Annotated in this window: 20 protein-coding genes; 13 read left to right on the top strand and 7 right to left on the bottom strand. The window is 54.6% G+C overall.

Going from position 1 to position 23,111, the window contains the following annotated elements; all coding sequences use genetic code 11:
- Positions 1-57 precede the first annotated feature (57 nt).
- Positions 58-1,872: an ATP-binding cassette domain-containing protein gene (locus tag RAL90_RS09865; protein WP_372340381.1), complete on the bottom strand. Its 1,815-nt coding sequence runs from the start codon at positions 1,870-1,872 to the stop codon at positions 58-60.
- 154 nt (positions 1,873-2,026) lie between these two features.
- Here RAL90_RS09865 and RAL90_RS09860 point away from each other — a divergent pair, with 154 nt between their 5' ends.
- Positions 2,027-2,194 (top strand): hypothetical protein, encoded by a 168-nt coding sequence (locus tag RAL90_RS09860; protein ID WP_306250115.1) that lies wholly within the window; start codon positions 2,027-2,029, stop codon positions 2,192-2,194.
- A 19-nt stretch (positions 2,195-2,213) separates the two neighbouring features.
- Here the strand turns inward: RAL90_RS09860 and cobS are convergent, their stop codons facing one another.
- Together cobS and RAL90_RS09850 are read right to left on the bottom strand one after the other, a co-directional pair.
- Positions 2,214-3,206, bottom strand: coding sequence for a cobaltochelatase subunit CobS (gene cobS, locus RAL90_RS09855; protein WP_306250113.1), 993 nt, complete (start codon positions 3,204-3,206; stop codon positions 2,214-2,216).
- 87 nt (positions 3,207-3,293) lie between these two features.
- Positions 3,294-3,941, bottom strand: a complete 648-nt coding sequence (locus tag RAL90_RS09850; protein WP_306250111.1) for a J domain-containing protein — start codon at positions 3,939-3,941, stop codon at positions 3,294-3,296.
- Positions 3,942-4,098: 157 nt separating this feature from the next.
- Between RAL90_RS09850 and RAL90_RS09845 the strand changes: the two genes are divergently transcribed.
- The 3 genes from RAL90_RS09845 to RAL90_RS09835 all read left to right on the top strand — a co-directional run bounded on the left by RAL90_RS09845 (position 4,099) and on the right by RAL90_RS09835 (position 8,745).
- A complete protein-coding gene (locus RAL90_RS09845) occupies positions 4,099-5,712 on the top strand; it encodes a class I adenylate-forming enzyme family protein (protein WP_306250109.1) in 1,614 nt (537 codons plus the stop codon).
- Positions 5,712-5,978, top strand: coding sequence for a BolA family transcriptional regulator (locus tag RAL90_RS09840; protein WP_306250107.1), 267 nt, complete (start codon positions 5,712-5,714; stop codon positions 5,976-5,978). The genes RAL90_RS09845 and RAL90_RS09840 overlap by 1 nt, the downstream gene beginning before the upstream one ends.
- Before the next feature lie 190 nt (positions 5,979-6,168).
- Positions 6,169-8,745, top strand: coding sequence for a hypothetical protein (locus tag RAL90_RS09835; protein WP_306250105.1), 2,577 nt, complete (start codon positions 6,169-6,171; stop codon positions 8,743-8,745).
- 105 nt (positions 8,746-8,850) lie between these two features.
- On the opposite strand, the gene secA is transcribed toward RAL90_RS09835, so the two are convergent.
- Positions 8,851-11,790 carry a preprotein translocase subunit SecA gene (secA, locus tag RAL90_RS09830; protein ID WP_306250103.1) on the bottom strand — a complete coding sequence of 980 codons (2,940 nt, stop codon included), beginning with the start codon at positions 11,788-11,790 and terminating at the stop codon, positions 8,851-8,853.
- 144 nt (positions 11,791-11,934) lie between these two features.
- On the opposite strand from secA, the gene RAL90_RS09825 reads away from it, so the two are divergent.
- From RAL90_RS09825 to RAL90_RS09815, 3 genes are all read left to right on the top strand, one after another.
- Positions 11,935-13,050 (top strand): peptidylprolyl isomerase, encoded by a 1,116-nt coding sequence (locus RAL90_RS09825; RefSeq protein ID WP_306250101.1) that lies wholly within the window; start codon positions 11,935-11,937, stop codon positions 13,048-13,050.
- Between the two features lie 135 nt (positions 13,051-13,185).
- Positions 13,186-13,587, top strand: a complete 402-nt coding sequence (locus tag RAL90_RS09820) for a (deoxy)nucleoside triphosphate pyrophosphohydrolase (RefSeq protein WP_306250100.1) — start codon at positions 13,186-13,188, stop codon at positions 13,585-13,587.
- On the top strand, positions 13,587-13,793 hold the full coding sequence (locus RAL90_RS09815) for a Flp family type IVb pilin (RefSeq protein WP_306250098.1): 207 nt from the start codon (positions 13,587-13,589) through the stop codon (positions 13,791-13,793). Before RAL90_RS09820 ends, RAL90_RS09815 begins: the two co-directional genes overlap by 1 nt.
- Before the next feature lie 22 nt (positions 13,794-13,815).
- Here RAL90_RS09815 and RAL90_RS09810 read toward each other — a convergent pair whose 3' ends face one another.
- A complete protein-coding gene (locus RAL90_RS09810) occupies positions 13,816-14,721 on the bottom strand; it encodes a methyltransferase domain-containing protein (protein ID WP_306250096.1) in 906 nt (301 codons plus the stop codon).
- A gap of 41 nt (positions 14,722-14,762) precedes the next feature.
- Here RAL90_RS09810 and RAL90_RS09805 point away from each other — a divergent pair, with 41 nt between their 5' ends.
- Genes RAL90_RS09805 through RAL90_RS09790 form a run of 4 tightly spaced genes read left to right on the top strand, consistent with a single transcriptional unit; the run spans position 14,763 to position 17,155 of the window.
- Positions 14,763-15,572, top strand: a complete 810-nt coding sequence (locus tag RAL90_RS09805; protein WP_306250093.1) for a ComF family protein — start codon at positions 14,763-14,765, stop codon at positions 15,570-15,572.
- Positions 15,573-15,597: 25 nt separating this feature from the next.
- Positions 15,598-15,864: a glutaredoxin 3 gene (gene grxC, locus RAL90_RS09800; protein WP_306250091.1), complete on the top strand. Its 267-nt coding sequence runs from the start codon at positions 15,598-15,600 to the stop codon at positions 15,862-15,864.
- Positions 15,861-16,703 (top strand): carbon-nitrogen hydrolase family protein, encoded by an 843-nt coding sequence (locus RAL90_RS09795; protein WP_306250089.1) that lies wholly within the window; start codon positions 15,861-15,863, stop codon positions 16,701-16,703. Before grxC ends, RAL90_RS09795 begins: the two co-directional genes overlap by 4 nt.
- Positions 16,700-17,155, top strand: coding sequence for a DUF1178 family protein (locus RAL90_RS09790; protein WP_306250087.1), 456 nt, complete (start codon positions 16,700-16,702; stop codon positions 17,153-17,155). Before RAL90_RS09795 ends, RAL90_RS09790 begins: the two co-directional genes overlap by 4 nt.
- Here the strand turns inward: RAL90_RS09790 and RAL90_RS09785 are convergent, their stop codons facing one another.
- Together RAL90_RS09785 and ubiG are read right to left on the bottom strand one after the other, a co-directional pair.
- A complete protein-coding gene (locus tag RAL90_RS09785; protein ID WP_306250085.1) occupies positions 17,156-18,532 on the bottom strand; it encodes a hypothetical protein in 1,377 nt (458 codons plus the stop codon). It abuts the gene before it with no gap.
- 60 nt (positions 18,533-18,592) lie between these two features.
- Positions 18,593-19,342 carry a bifunctional 2-polyprenyl-6-hydroxyphenol methylase/3-demethylubiquinol 3-O-methyltransferase UbiG gene (gene ubiG / locus RAL90_RS09780; protein WP_372340380.1) on the bottom strand — a complete coding sequence of 250 codons (750 nt, stop codon included), beginning with the start codon at positions 19,340-19,342 and terminating at the stop codon, positions 18,593-18,595.
- Between the two features lie 129 nt (positions 19,343-19,471).
- Between ubiG and RAL90_RS09775 the strand changes: the two genes are divergently transcribed.
- Together RAL90_RS09775 and ptsP are read left to right on the top strand one after the other, a co-directional pair.
- Positions 19,472-20,776 carry an aspartate kinase gene (locus tag RAL90_RS09775; RefSeq protein WP_306250080.1) on the top strand — a complete coding sequence of 435 codons (1,305 nt, stop codon included), beginning with the start codon at positions 19,472-19,474 and terminating at the stop codon, positions 20,774-20,776.
- 3 nt (positions 20,777-20,779) lie between these two features.
- Positions 20,780-23,071, top strand: a complete 2,292-nt coding sequence (gene ptsP, locus RAL90_RS09770; protein ID WP_306250078.1) for a phosphoenolpyruvate--protein phosphotransferase — start codon at positions 20,780-20,782, stop codon at positions 23,069-23,071.
- The last annotated feature ends 40 nt before the right edge of the window (positions 23,072-23,111 follow it).

The raw sequence follows: 23,111 nt of genomic DNA, 5'->3' as shown, positions 1-23,111 counted from the left end.
GCGTTTAAGCAGCGCGCAATCTGATCGATTTCAACCTGAAGGTTGGTTAACAAAGTATTACTCTTCAAGGCTTTCCCGCTTCATTTCCAGCTCAAGCCATTCCTCTTCCTTTGCTTCCAGCTGTTTTTCTGTCTGCTCAAGCCGTTCAGCGATCTTGTGAAACTCTTCCGGCGCGCGTGAGAATAAGTCAGGATCAGCCATCCTTTCCTGAAAACTCTTTATATCCTCCTGCAGTTTCTCGATTTCACCAGGCAGGGTCTCAAGTGCATATTTTTCCTTGTACGATAGTTTCGCGCTTGCTGTTCTTGGCTGTGCGCTTTCTGCCTGGGAAGAGGGCGACCGCGAGGAGGGGGCAGAAACCGTCTTCTGTTGCTCCGGAGCGAGCGCCTTCTGCTGGCGCTTCATATCAGAATAGCCACCTGGATATTCCCGCCAATTACCATTCCCCTCAGGCGTGAGCGTGCTGGTGACAGTCCTGTCGAGAAAGTCCCGATCATGACTGACAAGCATCACCGTTCCCTGATAGGCGCTGAGCATTTCCTGCACGAGGTCAAGGGTTTCGAGATCCAGGTCGTTCGTTGGTTCATCCAGTACCAGCAGGTTGGACGGACTGGCAAAAGCGATCGCCAAGGCAAGCCGTCCCTTTTCGCCGCCAGACAGGGCAGCAACAGGAGAGCGCGCCTGTTCGGGTAAAAACATAAAATCCTTGAGATAACTCATGGCATTGCGCATCTGCCCGCCGACAGAAATGGAATCCCCCCGGCCACCAGTGACGGCATCTACCAGTCTTGTTTCTGGTTTCAGGGTAGCGCGTTTCTGGTCGAGGGTGAGAATATCAAGATTGGTTCCAAGGCGGACATTGCCTGCATCCGGCGGTTGCTGGCCCAGAAGCAAATTCAGCAGTGTTGTCTTGCCGGAGCCGTTTGGCCCGGTAATGCCGACCCTGTCGCCACGGTTAAGGCGCATACTGAAATTATTGATAAGAATTTTACTGTCATATGATTTGGACAGGCCTTCAGCTTCAATCACAAGTTTGCCGGACTGGCCGCTGTCAAATGCTTCCAGTTTGGCTTTGCCAGGATTTTTGACAGCCTCCTTGCGCTGCTGGCGCAAGCTGTCCAGCTCTTTCAGCCGGCGGACATTTCTTTTGCGGCGTGCTGTTACGCCATATGTTATCCAGTGCTCTTCACGCACGATTTTGCGATCCAGCTTGTGGCGCTCCAGTTCCTCCTGTTCAAGCACTGTATCCCGCCAGCTCTCGAAGCCGGCAAAGCCGTCATTCAATTCCCGCGTTTGGCCCCGGTCCAGCCAGATAGTCTTACGTGTCATGTTCTCCAGGAAACGCCGGTCGTGACTAATCAGGACGAGGGCGGATGATGTCCGGCTTAACAGCTGCTCAAGCCACTCGATTGTCGGCAGGTCGAGGTGGTTGGTAGGCTCGTCGAGCAACAGGATATCAGGCTCTGGGGCCAGTGCCCGTACAAGGGCTGCCCGCCGCGCTTCACCACCGGAAAGTTGTGCAGGGGATTCTTCGCCGGTCAGGCCAATCTGTTCCAGCAGAAGAGTAACAATATAATCATCATCGCCGGGGGCGAGGCCTTGTTCCGCATACTCCCTGACACTTGCGTAACTCGAAAAGTCCGGGTCTTGTTCAAGATATCGCACCGTCACATCCGGTCGGTTAATGATGTCACCCTTATCGGCTTCAATCAGTCCAGCGGCAATTTTCATCAAGGTGGACTTGCCCGATCCATTGCGCCCCACAAGACACAGACGATCTTTTTCGTGTACGCTCATGCTGGCTCCAGTGAGCAACGGTGTGCCACCGAAAGTCAGGTGAACGTCCTGAAGGGTTAGCAGGGGAGGTGCCACGGGATTATTCCAGTTATTACGAAACGCCTGACCTAGCCGTTGGCAGCGATTTCAGCAATCCTAATGAGCCTTGCAGGCTCGTATATTGTACCTGCCCTGAAAAAGTCGCATATACGCGGTATCAGACAATCATCATGATTGAATGGAGGTCACCATGACCCCTGAGCAGAAAAGACTGCAACTTCTTACAGGTGCGCATATCGCGAGCAAAAAGAAAAAGCCGATGCCGGAAGGCAAGGGCCTGGACATGTTGGGCTTTGCCTTTATCGGCGCCCTGCTGATCATCATGCTGTTTGCCTGGATTGCGGGCGCGATTGCCTGAAGACTGGATTTGTTTTGGTTCAGGCAATGGCCAGCAAATGAGCAGCTTCGGGTAAATCTTCTCCAAAGGCGCGCTGGTAAAACTCAGCGACTGTTGGGCGCTCCAGTTCGTCACATTTGTTCAGAAATGTGACCCGGAACGCATGGCCGATATTCTGGAAAATTTCAGCGTTCTGGGCCCAGGTGATAACGGTACGCGGGCTCATCACGGTGGCGATGTCGCCGTTCATGAACGCATTGCGCGTCATATCGGCAACCTTGACCATGGCATCCAGCTTGGCGAGGCCGTCTTCGTTGTCGTAAGAGGGCAATTTGGAGAGCACAATCGCCACTTCTTCTTCATGTGCGAGGTAATTCAGTGTGGTAACGATTGACCAGCGGTCCATCTGTCCCTGATTGAGCTGCTGTGTGCCATGATAAAGACCCGTGGTGTCACCAAGACCGATCGTATTTGTGGTCGCAAACAGGCGGAAATGCGGGTTGGGTGTCAGGACGCGGTTCTGATCGAGCAGGGTGAGCCTGCCTTCTGCTTCCAGCACCCGCTGGATCACGAACATCACATCAGGCCGACCGGCATCATATTCATCAAAAACGAGTGCGACCGGGCGCTGGAAAGCCCATGGCAGCATCCCTTCCTTGAAGGACGTAATCTGTTTGCCATCTTCAATCACGATGGCGTCCTTACCAATCAAATCAATCCGGCTGACATGGCTGTCCAGATTGACACGGATGCAAGGCCAGTTCAGTCGGGCTGCAACCTGTTCAATATGTGTGGACTTCCCTGTCCCGTGATAGCCCTGCACCATGACGCGGCGGTTGTGTGTAAACCCGGCTAGAATAGCGAGCGTGGTTTCAGGATCGAACCGGTAGGTCGGGTCAACAGGCGGCACATATTCGTTGGCTTCGGAAAAAGCGGGTACTTTAAGATCAACCTCGACGCCAAATACGTCCCTGGCAGATACTTCCTTATCCGGCGCTTCCTGAAAATGCGCGTCACTGGTCAGATTACTCATGTAGAATCAACTCCGGTCCTTTGCTCGGACATTCCCTGAAATGCGCTTGAGTGGCAAGAAGCTAATGCACCATTATTGCAGCAGCGTTCAGCAATAGCCTGCCTTCTTGAGGATCTGGTGCGCCTTGATGACTTCCTGCAACTGCTCTTCAGCACCGCGATCGCCTGCATTGGAATCAGGGTGGAAGCGTTTGACCAGCTCCGCATAACGCTTCCTGATATCGGCATCGGGGGCGTTGGTTGGCAGATTGAAGGTCTTGAAAGCTGATACCTGTAGTTTGGTGAGCTTGCGGCCTTCGCGAAAAGCGCCTTCCATACCCGGCTTGGCCTGAGGGCTTTGCGCAAAAACGCCGACGCTGTCGTCGATGCTTGCCTGTCCGTCCACACCGGCGCGTGCCGCAGCACTGGCCCTGGCATTCTTGGACATCTGCCAGGTTGGCCGCCCGCCATAGCGCTGTGCCTCACGAAATGCCTTTGCCTCATCATCTGTCATGCTGGCAAAGAAGTTCCAGTTCTTGTTGTGCTCCCGGGCATGGGTCGGGCAAAACCAGAAATATTCGCTCAGTTGCTGCGGTGATTTTGGCGCGCGTGATTCGGCTGCGTTGGTGCAATCCGGCGCATCGCACTGGCGTACTTCTTTTTTGGCCCAGCTTTTTGCTGCCGTGCGTCCGCCGCGTGACGGTTTTACCCGGATATCAAAGCCATGACGTGGCTTGTAGGAATAATCATCTGACATAATGACATTATGGGATGTTCGGTATGCCGATACAATCTTGACAGTTGAGTGATTGTTTGGCTTTCTCCACAGTTTTTCAAAATTCCGGTGGCGGGAGGTCTCCATTGTCCATGGTGGCTGGTTCGTGCTAATTTCCTGCCACATAACAAGGCGAGGAATGATGTATAAGGTCGATCTGATAGAATCCTGGTTTCCGGCAGTTACTGACGGAAGCCTTGACGAAGTGACAGTGGGCGGGTTGCTGGAGCGCATGGCGCAGAAGCATCCAGACAAGATTGCGCTCAAGGAGCTCGACTTTGAAGGCGCTATCGGCCGAACCTGGACCTATCCGGCCTTGCTGGCTGAGAGTCAAAGGCTGGCCAGTGCACTTGCGGCCCGGCATGAAAAAGGTGCCCGTATTGCGGTTTGGGCGCCGAACTGTCCCGAATGGGTATTGCTTGAATTTGCAGCAGGGCTTGCCGGCCTCACGCTTGTCACCGTCAACCCATCCTATCAGGCACGTGAGTTGAAATACGTACTCAAACAGTCCCGCGCCGAAGCGATCTATCTTGTAGACAATTTCCGTGGCAATCCGATGAAGAAAATTGCCGATGAAGTATGTTCGGAAATTCCTGCTATCCAGCATCGGATATTACTCGAGGACAGCGCCGCCATGTATGACGGTGAAGGGGCCAGTCTGCCGGACGTCACGCCGCAGGATATTGCACAGATACAATATACCTCCGGCACCACCGGATTCCCGAAAGGTGCCCTGTTACACCATCATGGCCTTGTTCAGAATGCGATTGATTCAGCCGGGCGTATCGAGACAGATGAGAATGCCGTCATCCTGCATAATATGCCGCTCTTTCACACAACAGGGTGCGCCGTTGTGTTGCTGGGGGGCATTGGTGTCGGCGGCACCTTGCTGCTCGCGCCTATATTTGACCCGGTGATGATTGCCAAGGTGATCGAGCGCGAAAAGGTGACGCATTTTATGGGCGTGCCCACCATGATTGTTGCCATTATCGAGGTGGTCAAGAAACTCGGCACAGACACTTCCTCGCTACAGGCTGTCTTCTCCGGTGGGGCGATGGTCTCGCCGGAACTGTGCCGTGAAGCCAAAGACGTGCTTGGGCACTACATTCAGATAGTCTACGGCCAGACCGAAAGTTCGCCCTGCATCACCGGATGCTGGGGCAGTGACAGCCTTGAGGATCTGACGACCACCATTGGCCAGCCCATGCCCAATGTGGATGTGTCGATCCGTGATCCACAGACAAACGAGGTGCTGCCGATTGGCCAACAGGGTGAAATCTGTGCGCGTGGCTATCTGGTCATGCATGGTTACAACGACAATCCGGAAGCCACGGCCAAGACAATCGACAAGGATGGCTGGCTGCACACAGGCGATCTCGGGCGCATGGATGCGCGTGGCTACATCAAGATTACCGGCCGCGTCAAAGAGATGATCATTCGGGGCGGTGAAAATATCTTCCCTGTAGAGATTGAAAATGCCATGGCAGAACATCCGGCGCTGGCTGAAATTGCCGTTGTTGGGGTGCCGGACCGGAAGTGGGGAGAGCAGGTCGCCTGTTTCATGCGTGCAGCTGGTGACAGCAAACCCGCTCCGGATGAGTTGAAGGCCTTCGTCCGCGAGCGTCTGTCACCGCAGAAAACGCCTGTCTACTGGGTCTGGGTGGACGAATGGCCGCTGACCGGTTCGGGCAAGATACAGAAGTTCAAGCTGGCCGAACAGTTTGAACAGGGACAGTTGAAGGATACCGCCTGATGAAAGTTGCTGAGCGCATGAAGACTGCACTGACAGAGGCACTGGCACCTGCAGAGCTGGAAATCATTGACCAGTCGCATCTCCATGCCGGCCATGCCGGAGCACCTGAAGGCGGCGAGTCCCATTTTCGCGTCCGGATTGTTTCGGCTGCATTTACGGGCAAGTCGAGGGTTGAACGGCAGCGACAGGTCAACAGCATTCTGGCAGAGTTGCTGGCCGGCCCGGTGCATGCGCTGTCGATGGATTTGCAGGCGCCGGAGGCCTGAAATTCATGAATTGAAAACAATTGTTAAGCGCGCGTTAAGGCGCGTTTAATCCGGAGTTGCCTACAGTACATATTGTACCCGAGGACAGAATCAGGAAGCCATTAGATTGTGATTTCAGTCACAGCACATCATGTCGGAACGCCTAATCTGGACCCGCAATAAAACACCACCATCTAAAGGGAGAGAGTGAATGCCTTACGATAGCCTCCAGTCAGAAGAGCAATATACAAGCCCGGTAAGTGATATATCGGACGTCATGTCAGTTTTCTGTGGCTGTATGCTCAATGCACATGATCCCAATGATGGTCACAACCACAGTTTCGACCAGAGCAGCTTCAGCTTTGATGGCGGCGTGTTCGGCGACGGCGTCGCGGTGTCAGGTGCCACTGGCGTGACAGGCATATCAGCTGAAGATCTGGCCGAGGCAATCGGTACAGTTTCAGACGGCGTACAGAATGCACTCGAATTTGGCCTAAATGTCGTTGACCTGACCGGCACGGCCACAGCCGAAACGCTGGCGCTTTTTGAAACCATCGCCGGACAGGCCCTTGATACCTGGGGACAGTTCATAGATGCCGCCGAAGGGGCCAGTCTTGAGGTGACGCTGAATGTGGGCGGCACCAATGCCGTTGCTTCCGCCGGGCCAGGCACGTTTGCCATCAGTAATTCGTTCGATCTGAACGGATCTGGAGAGCTTGATGAAGGTGACTTTCTGCTCCTTGAAGCGGGCAGCCTGTTTGAATTGCGGACCGGCATTGATGTGAACGGCGAAGGGACTGACATTGTCATCAATGTGAACCCGGCTTTCATCGAAAGCGGTCAGTTCTTTTTCGACCCTGAGCTTGATGATCCGGTACCGGCGGACCAGTTTGATTTCTTTTCCGTGCTGTTGCACGAGCTTGCCCATGGTCTTGGTTTCCTTGGTATCCGGGATACAGCAAACCCGTTTGATCTGCCGCTGTTCGACCTTGCCAATATCGGCCTGCCACCTGGCCTTGTGACCATCGGCACGCCTTATGATCTGCTGATTGATGTCACCGAAGAGGGAGCACCGGTTTTCAACGGAGCATTATCTGCGGCGGCCTATGGCGAAGCCATCCCGCTGGAATTCCAGACCGGCAGTTCCGGATCTGATCTGTCGCATTTCCTGGGTACTGGCGGTGATATTGCCCTTGCCCTGATGAACCCTTTCGTCATCCCGGGAGACCGTGTGGAGATTGGCCAGCTTGAGTTGAATTTGCTGGCTGATATCGGGATGCCAATTATCAATGCCGAGCAGGTGCCATTTATCAACAGGTTTGATCAGTTACCTGAGGAACTGGAGCCAACTTTCTTCTTTGGCGGTATTACAGGGCTGGCGGATAATGCGCTTAATTTTTCCATTAATCTCACCTCTGTGCCACCGTTTGTGTCTTTGCCGTCATCTGTCGGCTTTGGCGTAACAACGCAAGCTGGTGACTTCAGTCAGCGGTTGAGCCTGACCAACCCGGAGACGGAAGCCAATTTCAGTATCGCTCTGTCAGAGATTTTCGGCGAGGATGTCTCCGCCTTCGTCGGAACAGTTTCCGGTACACTTGATATACGTCTTTTCAATCCGGCGCAGGCCACCCTTGTGGACGGTGTCTTTGAAGATATCACAACGCTGGCCCTGACATTTACAGGCGGTGATGAAGGCCGAGACCGGATCACGACCGGCGATGATATAAACATCGTCTTCAGCCGTGGCGGGAATGACCGCATCGAAACCGGGGCGGGTGATGACTTCATTGAAAGCGGTGATGGCAACGATAGCGTGGATTCAGGTGCCGGCAATGACAGCGTTATCACCGGAGACGGGAATGACCGCGTCACGGCTGTTTCCGGTAATAATCAGATAGATACTGGCGAGGGCAATGACCGTGTCACCACTGGCGATGGGGATGATATTATTCTCACTGGCGCGGGTAATGACCGGGTATTTGCTGGCGAGGGTGACAATCAGATTGATACAGGTACGGAGAATGATCGCGTTGAAGCGGGTGATGGTAACAATCTGGTCCTGACAGGCGATGGTCGCGACCGGGTTATCGTTGGTGATGGTGACAACCAGATTGATACAGGTGCCGAACGGGACCGCATTGACGCTGGTGATGGTGCAAATATCATCCTGACCGGAGACGGCAATGACAGAGTGTTCGTCGGGAATGGCGACAACCAGATTGATACAGGTGCGGACAATGACCGTATTGATGCTGGCGATGGTAACAACCTGATCTTTGCCGGTCTTGGCAATGACCGCATTTCTGCAGGTAATGGCAATAATGAAATTATCGGGGATGCGGGCAACGACCGTATTTTCACGGGAGAAGGCAGTGATGTCATCTTTGGTGATGGGGACAATGACCGCATTTTCTCCGGTGCCGGCGCTGACATTCTGTTCGGTGGTACGGGTAATGACCTTCTCTCCGGTGAAGACGGCGACGATATCCTCATCGGGGACGCTGGTTTTGACAATCTGTTTGGTGGTGCCGGAGCCGATGTCTTCATCATAAATGTGGGGACCGAGAAGGACACCATCCGGGATTTCAGTGCCGAAGAAGGGGACACAATCGATGTCACCGGCTTTGGTGAGGCATTTGATACATTCGAGGAAATCCTGGCCGCCGCAACCCAGCGGGGCAATCACACGCTGATTGATTTTGGCAATGGTGACGAGCTTGTTCTGCGCTTTACGCAGTTGGATACGCTGACAGCGGAAGACTTCATCGCCGTGATACCTGGCCTGTAAAAAAACGACCGCCCTTTGGTTGCGAAGGGCGGTCAATTTTTGCGTGGCACTGTTGACGCGCATTATAAATCAACAGGTCCGCCGGGGCGACCCGGTTGCGTGAAATCAGATAGTACCGTGACAATGCTTGAATTTGCGACCTGACCCGCAGGGGCATGGGTCATTACGACGTACACGCCCCCATGTTGCCGGATCATTCGGATTGATCTCTTCAGCCGCCTGTCGTGCCTGGAGTGTCGACACGCGCGCAGAGCGACCATAAGAGCGCTGCGGCGCATCCGGATTACCGTGGGCGGCATCGTTCTCGCCAGTGGTGGCGTCGATATGCGTTGCCTGCAATTTGGACTGGTCAAGTTGACGCCGCGCTGCCAGCTCGCGCAACATGCGTTCCGCATCATTATCTTCATCCGGCAGGTCGATATGCATCAGTTCACGGACCACATCCTGACGCAGGCCTGTAATCAGCGCTTCGAAAAGGGCAAAACTTTCGGTCTTGAACTCATTCAGCGGGTCGCGCTGGCCCATGCTGCGCAAGCCGACAATGGAGCGCAGATGGTCAATCATCTGGATATGCTCGCGCCAGTTTCTGTCCAGTGTGCTGAGGAGTACGCTTTTCTCCATGCGGCGGATGAAATTGTCAGGGTCTTTAAGGCCCCGGTTCCGCGCCTTGCCGTTCAGGTCAACAGCACGTTGTGATGCATAGGCATCAACGGCCTCTGTCAGGCGCTCTGTGATCTCGGTATCGGCCACACCTTCTTCTGCAGCCCATTCCTTGACCGGGAAGGCGCGTCCGAACACTTCTTCGATTTTAGTGTGCAAGCCCTCCACATCCCAGCGCTCCACATAGGACTTGGGGGGAATATGCGTTTCGACAATATCCTCGATCACTTCCTGGCGCATGTCGCGAATTGTATCTTCGACACTCTTTGACGACATGAAGTCGATGCGCTCTTCAAAGATGGTCTTGCGCTGGTCATTGATCACATCATCATATTTCAAAACATTCTTGCGGATGTCGAAATTGCGGGTTTCGATCTTGCGCTGTGCATTCTCTACGGCCTTGGTGAACCAGGGATGTTCAATCGACTCATCTTCCTTGATGCCGAAGCGCTTGAGCATGTTTTCCATGCCTGTCCCGAAGATGCGCATCAGGTCATCTTGCAGGGACAGGAAGAATTTCGTCGTCCCCGGGTCACCCTGACGACCTGATCGGCCGCGCAGCTGATTATCGATGCGGCGGCTTTCGTGACGTTCGGTAGCCAGCACATACAGTCCGCCAGCATCAAGCGCTTTCTGCTTTTGCTCGGCGATGCGTTTTTCAATTTCAGCACGTTTTCTGGCGATGGTTTCTTCGCTGTCGCCTTCTTCCAGCTGCTTCATCAGTTCAAGGTCTACGGATCCGCCAAGCTGAATATCGGTACCGCGCCCGGCCATATTGGTCGCAATCGTTACTGCGCCCGGCACGCCGGCCTGAGCAATGATTTCCGCTTCCTGTTCATGGAACCGCGCGTTCAGAACATTATGCGGGACCGGCTCTTTGCGTTTTGCCAGTTCTTCGAAAAGAGCGATCTGACGTTTGACTTCGGCAATTTCGTCATCATGTTTGCCGGGCTTGAATTCCGCCAAATATTTTTCTGTATCTTTCGCCAGTTCACGGAAGAATTTTTTGGAGGTGAGCAGCTCGGATATCAGCTCTGATTTCTCAATGGAGGCTGTGCCAACAAGCAAAGGCTGGCCACGGTCATGGCAGTCAGCGATTTGCCGGGCGATGGCTTTGTATTTTTCATCAACGGTAATGTAGAGTTCGTCATCCTGATCCGCCCGGGCAATTGGCCGGTTGGTCGGGATTTCGAAGACGTTGAGTTTATAGATATCGGCAAATTCCGATTCCTCGGTCAAAGCTGTACCGGTCATGCCGGACAGCTTTTTGTAAAGGCGGAAATAATTCTGGAAAGTGATCGAGGCGAGGGTCACATTCTCGGGTTGTATATCGACCCCTTCCTTTGCCTCGACGGCCTGATGCAGGCCATCAGACCAGCGCCGACCTTCCATCATGCGGCCTGTGAATTCGTCGATAATCACGACTTTGTTGTTCTTGACGATATAATCCTTGTCGCGCTTCTGATTGATATGCGCCCTAAGGGCATTCTGCACGTGATGAACGACCGAGACATTCTCAGCTTCATAGAGGCTGTCGCCCTTGAGCAAACCGGCTTCCATGAGCAGTTTTTCGATATGCTCGTTGCCTTCATCGGTGAGCGTGACCTGTTTCTGCTTTTCGTCGAGTTCGTAATCCTCTTCCGTCAGTTGCGGAATGAATTTGTCGATCGTGAGATAAAGATCTGATTTGTCTTCTGTCGGGCCGGAAATAATCAACGGTGTCCGTGCTTCATCAATCAGGATCGAATCAACCTCGTCCACAATCGCATAATGATGCCCGCGCTGGACCATTTCTTCGAGCGAGGATTTCATATTGTCTCGGAGATAGTCAAAACCAAGCTCGTTGTTGGTCGCGTAGGTGATGTCAGCGGCATATTGTTCGCGGCGCTCGGGATCACTCAGCTCGTTCACGATAACGCCGGTGCGCAGGCCAACTTTCTCAAAAACACGACCCATCCACTCTGCATCCCGCTTGGCGAGATAATCGTTTACCGTGACGATATGAACACCGTTTCCGGTGAGTGAGTTGAGATAGGCCGGCAAGGTGGCGACAAGTGTCTTGCCTTCGCCGGTTTTCATCTCGGAAATGTTGCCTTGATGCAGCACGATGCCGCCCACCAGCTGCACATCATAAGGGCGCAGACCCAAGGCGCGTTTTGCGCCCTCGCGGACCGTCGCAAAGGCTTCCACAAGCAGGTCATCCAGGCTCTCGCCGTCCTTGTAGCGCTGCCTGAACTCCTGCGTCTTGCCAATGAGTTGTTCATCTGTCAGGGCCGCGATTTCGTCCTCAAGAGCATTGATTTTCTCAACCGTTTTCATCATCGGCTTGAGGCGGCGCTCATTCGAGGAGCCAAAGATTTTTTTTGCAACGTCCAGTAAGGCCATTTGGTATCCTGTCAGGCAGTGAGCGGCGTGGCCCAACCTGCACTGTTTCTTGACTATCAGATGTTAGTCTCTAATCCACTTTTGGAATGGGACACATAAGCAGGGCCATAGCTGGTGTCAACGAAACGGACCGTAATGCAGACAATGCCTGATCACACCGCACATGTTGCCACAAGAGGACAACTGGCCGCCAGGCTGAAGGGGTTTGCAGGTGACATTGCGAGCGTTTGTGGCTGGTTCGGCAAATTACTCTGGCGTTCGTTATTGTTGGCGACGCAGGATATCGCCATAGGCATGCGCGTTTTCCGGCGCTGGCTCAATTCGACAGACGGGCAGGTTGCCTTGTCCGTGTTAACGCTCTCACTTGTGATTGTGGGCATGAAAACAATCGACGCCCTGCGGCTTTATGAGCCGCCCGTCCAGATGCAGGCTGAGCAGGTTGAGGCGCCGGTTGTCGCGCCAGAACCGGACCCTGTGTTGGTGCGAATCGGCAGACGTCAGCTGCGCCATAGTGATGTGCTGGAATATGCCCATCAGGCGGGCAAATTACCTGAAGCAGAAAGCCTCTCGGTCGCGGAAGTGTTCGAGCGCGGGCTCGTCACTGAAGCGATAGACCAATTTTTGCTGGCCCGGGCCGGGCAGGCCAATGAAGCCGTTACCAGTGACCCGGAGGTAACGTCGAAACTCGCCATGGCGCGCAACCGAATTCTCTCTGCGGCCCATTTACAGGAAGTCATTGCCGACAAGGCCACAGAGGAGCGAGCAGTGCGCCTCTACCAGAGCCAGCGCGAAAATATCTCCTTCGGAGATGAACTGCGCCTGCGCCATGTTGTGGTCGCTGAAGAAGTTCTGGCGCGCGGATTGCGCGACACATTGCAGGAGGGTAGCGATTTTGCCCAGATCGCCCGCGATTTTTCGATCGACCCGGTCTCAGCCGGGCGCGATGGTCAGATGGGCTATCTGGCATTTGGCCAGATGCCGGGCGGCTATGCAGAGCGTGCTTATGCCATGGCCAATGGTGAGATCAGTGAGGTTTTTGAGACAGAAGGCGGCTGGGCCTTTTTCAAGGTCGAAGGTCGCCGGCCGGTGCGCCCGCCAAGTTTTGACAGCGTGCGCGAAGACATTCTTGAATTCCTGCGATTACAGGCGATTGAACAGGAGCTGGACCGGCTGCGCAATGCCGCTGATGTGACAGTCTATCAGCCGGGGGAAGCTGTATCGTCCGGTTCCGGGACAGACAGTGTGCAATTTCGGGATTGACCTGTAAAAACTTTTGTCTGTTTACAAAGTTTTTCATAAAATACGATATGACTTGGCTAAAGCAGCAAGTTTCGACAAATTGTCGAATTATATTAAAGGCATCTTAAAGACATCAGGCGACAATAGGGCGAAAGAATGTCGAAAATACTTCTGGTTGCAGCTTGTGCCCTGATTGACAGGGATGGTCGCGTGCTGATGGCTCAGCGGCCTGAGGGAAAAACAATGGCAGGCCTCTGGGAGTTTCCCGGCGGTAAGGTCGAAAAAGACGAAACGCCTGAAGAGGCCTTGATACGTGAACTGAAAGAAGAACTGGATATCGAAACAGAAACATCATGCCTGGCCCCGCTGACCTTTGCGTCGCATGCCTACAAGGACTTCCATCTGTTGATGCCCTTGTTTGCCTGCCGCAAGTGGAACGGTGTGCCCAGTCCCAGGGAAGGGCAGAAGCTCACCTGGGTACAGGCACGCGACATGATGAAGCTCGATTTACCGCCCGCGGATATTCCATTGGTGGCGCAACTTAGGGACTATCTTTAATGCCTGCACTGATGAAAAAATATGCGGGTTTGCGCCGTCAGGTAGACGCTTTTTCTGAAAGCGAAAGCGGAACGACCTTTATGGAATATACCATGATTATTGCACTGCTCAGCATCGCAACGCTTGCCTTCTTCGGACAGGCTATTGATACGATGAAAGCCGTCTTCACGGATATTTCCGACAAGGTGGACACAGCTGCGAGCTGACCTCCGGTCTTCCGCAATATCTTTAATCCTTAAAACCTGTTTTCACGGCTTGCTCCAATGAGGCTTTTGCGGAGCCAGGTTTGAGAGGTTTCTGCTGGCTTTCATGTGGCGCCCACCCGGTAAGAACGGCTATTTCGAATGTGGCGGTGACGCTGCCATCTTTTCCGGCACTGAATTTCTCTCTGTACAGGTCAAGGGCTCTTGAAAGAACCTGCCGTCCAAGTGTACCTGGTTTCCTGTTACGAAGTATGTTCGTCTCGCCCATATATCGCAGATCTTTCAGGAGACTGATGGGCGCGCGATAGGTCACCGGCAGGCGCAGTGTATCAGCAACAGGCAGCGCGAATCCGGCACGCTGCATCAAGCCGCCAAGCTCCCGCAGGCTGGCAAAGGGATAAACCCTCGGGCTGACACCGCCGGTTATTTCTGTTTCTGCCGCATAAAGACAATCACGCAGTTCCTGCAGGGTGTTTTCGGCTGGTAGTGCGCCGATAAACAATCCATCGGGTTTCAGGGCGCGGCGAACTTGCGCGAGGTATCCCGGCATGTCGTTCATGCTGTGCAATTCCATCATGGAGACAATCAGGGCGCAGCTTCCAGGGCGGGCGGGCAGTTCTTCTGTACCGGAAAACCAGACTGGGGTTGCCGGGGTGTCAGTTGGTTGAGCAAGGCTGTCATACATATCAACGGTACCGACGGCGCATTGGGCCGTGAGACCATTGCTCAGCCTCTGCGTACCGGTCCCGAGGAAACAGGCGCTCGGAAAGTCACGTGTCACTGTTTCCAGTCGGTCAACAATGTCCTCGGCAATGATTTTGTGCAGGAAATCATGGTCAGCAAACCTCAATGCCGCGCGTCTTTGCCGCAAGCGCAGGAGTTGCCGGTCGAAAATCTGCGGTACTGTCCGGGTCTGGTGTGTGCTGCTCATACGCTTTATATGCAGTCAGGTGGGGAGCAGGGCAATTCTTCATGCAAAAAGCCTTGGCACAGTTTCTGGACAGCACGCGACGCGGATCAATATCTGCCCTCAGCGCTTTGCGCGATACACTGTTACCGCCCCAGTGTCCGGTGACGGGCGAGCAGGTACTAACACACGGCGGATTGTCGCCGCGTGCGTGGCAGCAGGTCTCCTTTATCGCACCGCCATTATGCGATCTTTGTGGCATACCATTCGAAATATCACTGAGTGACGCGCTTATTTGCGGGGCTTGCGCAGCGACCGGAAAATTCGACTCTGCGCTGATTTCTGACAAGGGCCTGGACCGGGTCAGGGCTGCCATGCGGTATGATGATGTATCCGCCAACCTCGCACTCAGCCTTAAATATGCAGATCGGCATGACCTGGTGGAAGGGTTTGCCGCCATGATGTCAGGCGTGATCGCGCAGTTGCAGACCCCAGAGACGATTGTCGTGCCTGTGCCCTTGCATCCACGCAGATTAAGGCGGCGCAGGTTCAATCAGGCCGCCTTGCTGGCAAAAGCTCTGGCGCACAAGGCTGACTTGCCTGTCTGTCTGGATTTTCTCGAACGCCATCGCTCGACACCCCAGCAACAGGGCCTCTCCGCCAAAGCGCGAAAACGAAATGTCGCTGGCGCTTTTCGTATTCGCGACAAGTATCTGCCACTGCAGGGCAGCCAGCATTTCCTGCTAGTGGATGATGTGTTGACCACAGGTTCAACCCTGAAAGAGTGCGCGCGTGTTCTCAAGCGGGCCGGTGCCGGACAAGTGAATGCTGTCGTTCTGGCGCGGGTTGTGAAAGATGATGTGATCGCAATATAAAGACAGAACCCAAGGAGTGCCCGTCATGGTGACTGTTGATATCTATACAAGACCGTTTTGTTCCTACTGCCAGCGTGCCCTGAAACTGCTGCATGAAAAGCAGGCGGATGTGAATGAGATCAATGCCGGGATGGACAAATCAAGACGGGCGGAAATGATCCAGCGTGCCAACGGTGCCTCGACATTTCCGCAGATATTTATTGGTGATCTCCATATTGGTGGCTCTGACGACCTCCACGCGCTGGAGCGTGCTGGCAAACTCGATCCCCTGCTGCAGGGAGACACAGCGTGAAAGTAGCCTGTGTGCAAATGTGTTCGGGGCTTGAGCGCGCTGTGAATGTTCAGTCTGCGTCCCAAATGATCCGGGAAGCGGCGGCGGCGGGGGCCAGTATCATCCTGACGCCGGAGATGACAAATATTGTTGATCGCAAGCCGAAGCGCCTGTTTTCGGCATTGCCAGCGGAGCAGGGGCTGGAAGAAATCAGCACCTTTGCCGACTTGGCCGAAGAACTCGGGATATGGCTGGCTATTGGCTCCATGGCGTTCACGCTGTCGGGAGACGCAGACAATCAGCGCGCAGCCAACCGCGCCTATCTGTTCAGCCCGGCGGGCCGGATTGTGAATATCTATGACAAGATTCATATGTTTGACGTAGATCTGCCGGACGGCGAAAGCTGGAAAGAGTCGAGCATCTATACGGCTGGCGAAACAGCGGCAGTTATCGAGACGCCGTTGGCAAAAATCGGCCAGACCATCTGTTACGATCTGCGCTTCCCGGCCCTTTACCGAAAGCTGGCGCAGGCTGGCGCCGAAATTCTCCTGATCCCGGCAGCATTTACCTATCAGACAGGCAAGGCGCATTGGGAAAGTTTGCTCCGGGCACGGGCTATCGAAACCGGCTCTTATGTCATGGCGGCCGCGCAAGGCGGCGAGCATGAGGATGGTCGCAGCACATGGGGGCACAGCATGATTATTGATCCGTGGGGGAAGGTGATTGCCGTCAAGGCGGATACATCTCCGGGGGTTATCGTGGCTGATATTGACCCGGCAAAAGTGTCACAGGTGCGCCAGCAAATTCCAAACCTTGCACTTGAAAAGAGCCTGCACATCAACAATATCCAGGCCTCATGATAAAATATCAGCTTAAATGCCCGGACACGCATGAGTTTGAGGGTTGGTTCCGCAACAGTCAGGATTTTGAAGATCAGGCTGGCCAAAGCCTGCTCGAATGCCCCGTATGCGGCTCTTCACAAATCAGCAAGGCATTGATGGCACCAGCATTGGCGCGCACATCAGCTATTGCCACCTCTTCCGACAAGGAAGAAAAAATCGCGGCCTACAAGCGTGACCTCAATGATGCGGCCCGCAAGGCAAAAACATATATTGAGAAAAATTTCGACGATGTTGGCAAGCGCTTCCCAGAAGAAGCGCGCAAAATCCATTATGGCGAAACCGAGCAGCGGTCGATTTATGGCGAAGCCACCCCTACAGAAGTGAAGGAACTGGTTGAGGAGGGCGTCGAGATCGCGCCTGTGCCTCAACCAGAACCTGAAACGTCCGAGGTCAAGAAGAAGCTGAACTGATTACCCGTCAGATTCTGGCAAGACCAGATCAGAAGCTGTTTTCGGATTGCGCAGCATATCCTCAAAGATAGCCCAGCGTTCAGCCTCGGTTTCAGCCCTCGCTTCGATATAGGCTTTGACCAGATTATACCCATGCGAATAATTTATGACGTAACCGCGATATTTCTCGATGAAGTCCAGTGACTGCTCGGCGCGCTCGCGTGAAACCAGCCTGTATTTCTGAAGCACGTCAATCGCTTCGTCGCGCGTAAAGTTTCCATCGAGATAATTACGGGCAACATAAACGGTCACAAACTGTAACTGGCGGGAGGCTTCGGCCACGACACTGTCAATTTCTGCCAGCGCCGGATCTATGTCTGCAATCGGGTAAAGCACGTCCCGCTCAAAGTCTTTTTTCTGACTGCCGGGGAAGGCGACGTCTACGCCGTAATTTGCCGATCCTTCAGCAAAAAAAGCGCCCGGACTGAACAGTGGAAAGACGTAATACTCGATCCAGTTATTTTCCTTCAGCAAATAGCGTTCCGTATAGATATTCCAGACATGATGCCCCGGATATCCTTCGTGGCAGCCAAGGTCCAGCGCCCGGTCAACGCGGAAAGGCTGGTCCAGATTGATCTGTATCAGGCTTTCATAATCACCCTGATACCAGTTATAGCCGCTCCAGGGTTTGTCGCGCACCAGCTCAAGCGTAAAGCTCTCATCTTCTGGCAGATCATAATATGCCTGCGTGCGTTTGCGACATTCGGCGATCGCGACACGTATCATTTCCTCGATCTTGTCTTCCGGCACTTCCAGTTTCGCCTGCAAGGCTTCGCGTCGCTCTGCAATCGAGCCGTCGCCAGGCAGGATTTCGTCCAGTTCTGCCAATGCAGCATCGAAAATGGCAGGATCGATCTCCGGGACGACAGCATCATAGATCAGGGCTGTTTCGTCGTTGAAAGACAAGGTTTCCCCTCGCACCATGCGCATCCGGGCGATCATGGCTTGCAGGTTACCCTGAAGAATTTTGGCGCGGCGCACTTCGTCTTGCGGCGGTGTTGTCAGGGCAAGGTCAGCCGAAAGCCCGGCAGCTTCTGTAAAAAGCTGATCCAGCGTGCGTCCGGCAGAAAGGGCGCTTTCTTTCCAGTCTTCCGGGCCGGTATAGGCGTCGACATAATCCGGATCGAACTCGCCAAACGCCAGCGCGACAGAAACGTAATCGCGTGCAATCTCATCAATATCGCGAATGATGGCCTCAGACCCGTTTGCTGAACCTGCGGTTGCAGCAGAAGAGGGGGCAGCGGGATTGGCTGCTGGCGATGTCTCATCGGCGGGTGGGGGTGTCTCACCACAGGCAATCAATGTCAGCGCGAGGCAGGAAACAGCAATTTTTTTCACGGAAAGCACCTTTGCAATTTTTTGTGCAGCTAATCAGTATTTATCCAGGCAGGCAAATGGTCAGGAGCGCGGCGGCTTCACCGACGTGATCATGTAGTTGACCGATGCATCATCGCTAATGCGCCAGGCATCCAGCAGGGGCTGGTAGTTCATGCCCACCGGGGTGCGCACCTGAAGGCCTGCTGCCTCAAGCACATCCCTGATTTCTGTCGGGCGAACGAATTTGCGTGGGTCATGAGTCCCGGCAGGCAGCCAGCGCAGAATATATTCTGCGCCAATTTTTGCCGTCAAAAGGGCTTTCATCGTCCGGTTGATGGTCGCGGTAATCATGATGCCACCCGGCTTCAGCAATTCAGCCGATGCACTCAGGAACAAGCCGGTATCTGCCACATGCTCCACCACCTCGAGATTGAGGACCACATCGAATGATGCTGATTCACTTTCAGTCAGTTCCTCGACGGTTGTGTGCCGGTAATCAATCTCGAGGTCCTGTTCCAGTGCATGGGCAAGGGCCGTTTTCACATTATTTTCCCCAGCGTCGATGCCGGTGACAGCAGCACCCAGCCGGGCCATTGGTTCGGAAACCAGCCCGCCGCCGCAACCAATATCGATCAGCTTCAGGCCTTCAAGCGGCTTTCCGGCAAATCTGTCACGATCAAAATGCTGGCAGAGTTCGTCCCGGATATGGCCAAGACGCGCAGGATTGAATTTGTGCAATGGCTTGAACTTCCCGAGCGGATCCCACCACTCAGCGGCGATAGCAGAAAATTTCTCAATTTCGTCGGGGTCTATGGTGGTCGCCATGGTCATCCTTGTTTTCCGCATCCTGCCCACACAGGGCCATCTCCGGGATTAAATCTTGCCTTGAACGGGCAGCATCATTAGGTACGTGGGCTTGCCCGGTACAATTCAGGAATCATATAGGCCCAGAGAGAGATAATGTCTGCACCATTCCTGCAAAAGCCCGCCAGTTCGCGTGTGGTGCTCAAGTTTGGCGGTACGTCTGTCGCCGATCTGGACCGGATTGCGAACGCGGCGGAATTCATCAAGCTGGAAGCCGATGCCGGACATGGAGTCATCGTCGTGGTATCAGCCATGGCAGGTGAGACGAACCGGCTCGTGGATCTGGTGCAGCGGGTCGACAGTACAGGCAATTCAGCTGAATTTGACCGCCGTGAATATGATGCTGTTGTTTCGTCCGGTGAGCAGGTCACGTCTGGCCTTCTGGCCTTGACGCTCCAACGACACGGCTACAAGGCCCGGTCCTGGCAGGGCTGGCAGATCCCGCTCAAGACCAATGATGCCCATGGCCGGGCCAGAATTATGGACATTCCCGAAGCTGCCATCGGGCCAGCCGTTGATGCCGGAGAGGTCGCGATCATCGCCGGCTTTCAGGGCATCACCGAGGCGCAGCGTATCTCGACCCTTGGTCGGGGCGGTTCAGATACCACAGCCGTGGCGCTTGCTGCGGCCCTTGGCGCAGAGCGCTGTGACATTTATACTGACATTGACGGGGTTTACACGACAGACCCGCGCATTACGTCAGAGGCCCGCCGTCTGGACCGCATCTCCTATGAGGAAATGCTCGAAATGGCGTCGCTTGGCGCAAAGGTATTGCAGACCAGATCAGTTGAACTGGCGATGGCGTATAATGTTCAGCTGAGAGTGCTGAGCAGTTTTGCCAACCCTGAAGAGGCACGTTCGGGCAAATTACAGCCGTGCACGGTCATTTGTAACGAGGATGAGATTGTGGAGAAACACATTGTCAGTGGCATTACACACAGCCACGCGGAGGCCAAGATCAGCCTGATGACGGTACCGGATGAGCCGGGCCGGGCCGCCCGTATCTTCGAGGAACTGGCAGCAGCAGACATCAATGTGGACATGATTGTGCAAAGCCCGGCCAAGACCGGCAAGGCAGCGAATATTTCCTTCTCGCTGGATGAAGGAGATGTGGCCAGGGCGCAGGAATTGCTTGCAACACTGAAAGATACGATCGGATACACCGATGTTGTCGCTGATCGCAGCGTCTCCAAAGTGTCAGTCATTGGTGTCGGCATGAAATCTCATGCAGGTGTTGCCGCGACCATGTTCAAGACATTGGCGGACCGCAGTATCAATATCCTCAATATCTCCACGTCAGAAATCAAGATCAGTGTGCTTATTCATTCGGAATACACGGAGCTTGCCGTGCGGGCGCTGCATCAGGCCTATGGGCTTCACACGATTGCGGAAGCCTCCTGACCCGTGAGTGAAACAGGCGACACAGGACATCCATTCAGGTATGGCGGCAGTTCGCCGCGTGTCCTGCTGCGTCGTTTGCGCGAAATCATGGCGGCGGAAGAGGGCGCGCAGGCGCGTCTCGACAAGCTGTCGGAGGCAATTGCTGCAAATATGGTTGCAGATGTGTGTTCGATATATCTTCGGCGTGATGATGATATTCTCGAACTGTTTGCGACAGTTGGCCTGAAGCAGGAGGCTGTGCACCAGACGCGCCTGAACTGGCGGGAGGGTCTGGTCGGCTATGTTGCTGACAAGGCGCAACCTCTCAGCATCAACGAAGCGCAGGACCATCCCGCGTTCTCGTTCCGGCCCGAAGTTGGTGAGGAAATGCTGCATGCGTTTCTTGGTGTGCCCATCATCCGTACAGGACAGGTTCTTGGCGTGCTGGTCATCCAGAACCGTACCTCCCGCCATTATACGGAAGAAGAAATGGAAGCCGCGCAGCTTGTCGCGACAGTATTGGCGGAAATTGTCGCTGCCGGAGACCTTCTGGAGAAAGAAGACGCCGCCGAAGTCGACCGGCTGCTGCATCGCCCGGAACATCTGAAAGGGATGCCAGTGGTCCCCGGCATTACCATCGGCATCGCCGCGTTGCATGAGCCGCCCGCGCCAAAGCACAAGGTTTTTGCTGCTGATGTGGCGCAGGAATCAGAACGGCTGAAAGAAGGAATCATCCGTCTGCAGAAGTCTGTTGATGACATGATTGCCAATAACAGTCAGTTAAGCGCTATCTCCCGAGAAGTAATCGAGGTTTACCGGCTGTTTGCCTATGACAAGGGATGGGCTCGCCGTCTTGAAGAGGCTGTGCTCTCCGGGCTCAGCTGCGAGTCTGCGGTGGAGCAGGTTCAGGCAGAAAACCGCCAGCGGATGCGCAAGGCGACAGATCCGTATTTGCGCGAGCGCCTGCATGACCTTGATGACCTCTCGCGCCGCCTGTTGCGGTCCTTGTCTGGCAAGACCCGCAGGGATGAGCTGGAACTGCCTGAGGATGCGGTTTTGTTTGCTCATGCCCTTGGCCCGGCAGAAATTCTGGAGTTTGACCGCCGCAAGCTGAAGGGCATCGTCCTGGCGGAAGGGGCTGATACGTCTCACGCGGCAATCGTGGCGCGTTCTCTAGGCATTCCCATGGTCGGGCGCAGCGAGGCGGCGATTCAGCGCGTCGAAGCCGGCGATGCTGTGGTGATCGACGGTGAGAGCGGTGAAATCTTCATTCGTCCTGAGGCTGACGTTATCTCTGGCTATCAGGAGAAACTTGCGTTTTTCTCGGCCGCCCAGAAAGAATATGCACAATTACGGGACTTGCCTTGCGTAACGCGCGACGGCACCACAATCGAGCTGTTCATGAATGCCGGGCTGGCGCTTGATATGCCACATCTTGAGACAACAGGGGCAGAGGGTGTTGGCTTGTTCCGCACAGAGTTGCAGTTCCTGGTCAGCCCGCAATTACCGACCTCTGCGTCACAGGAAGAGCTCTATCGACAGGTGCTGGATGCGGCACAGGGCAAGCCCGTCGTCTTTCGCACGGCTGATCTCGGCAGTGACAAGACCGCGCCCTATATGCGCGTCACCCGCGAGGGCAATCCGGCCATGGGTTGGCGCGGCCTGCGTATGTCGATCGACCGGGAAGGTCTGATCCGGCCGCAACTGCGTGCGCTACTGGCGGCGGCTGCAGGGCGGGAATTGAATATCCTGTTACCGCTGGTGACAACCAGTGACGAAATATCTGCCATCCGGAGCATTCTTGATCGTGAGATCGACCGCCGTGAGCGGCTTGGTCTTTCCCAACCGACAGACATCCGGGTCGGTGCCATGATCGAAATACCCGCTGCTGCCTGGCGTCTTGAGCATATTGCCCCGCAGGTAGACTTTCTGTCCCTGGGCGGGAATGATCTGGCCCAGTTCTTTTTTGCCTCGGACCGGGAGTCTGAGAAAATGGCTGGCCGTTATGACCATCTCCATCCGGCTTTTCTCAGTTTCATCGGCATGACAGCCACCAAGGCGAACAGGGCGGGTAAGCCTTTGTGCTACTGCGGTGAGCAGGCGGCTGATCCTCTGATGGCGATTTCTCTGATGGCGCTGGACATTCCGCGTCTTTCAGTGTCAGCATCCAGCATTGGCCCATTGAAGAAGCTCATCCGCGCTGTTGATCTCAACGATCTTACGGCCTGGCTGGAGCCGAGATTGCAGTCTCCGGTGCAGAGCCTGCGCAAGGATCTTGAAGCTTATGCCGCGGAGCGATCACTCCCGTTGCGGTGAAGCATATTATTGCGTGTATTAACTACTTTTGTGCGTGTCA

The organism is Parvularcula sp. IMCC14364 (genome assembly GCF_030758415.1).
Lineage (GTDB): Bacteria > Pseudomonadota > Alphaproteobacteria > Caulobacterales > Parvularculaceae > Aquisalinus.
This window is presented reverse-complemented; position numbering and strand designations above follow the sequence as displayed.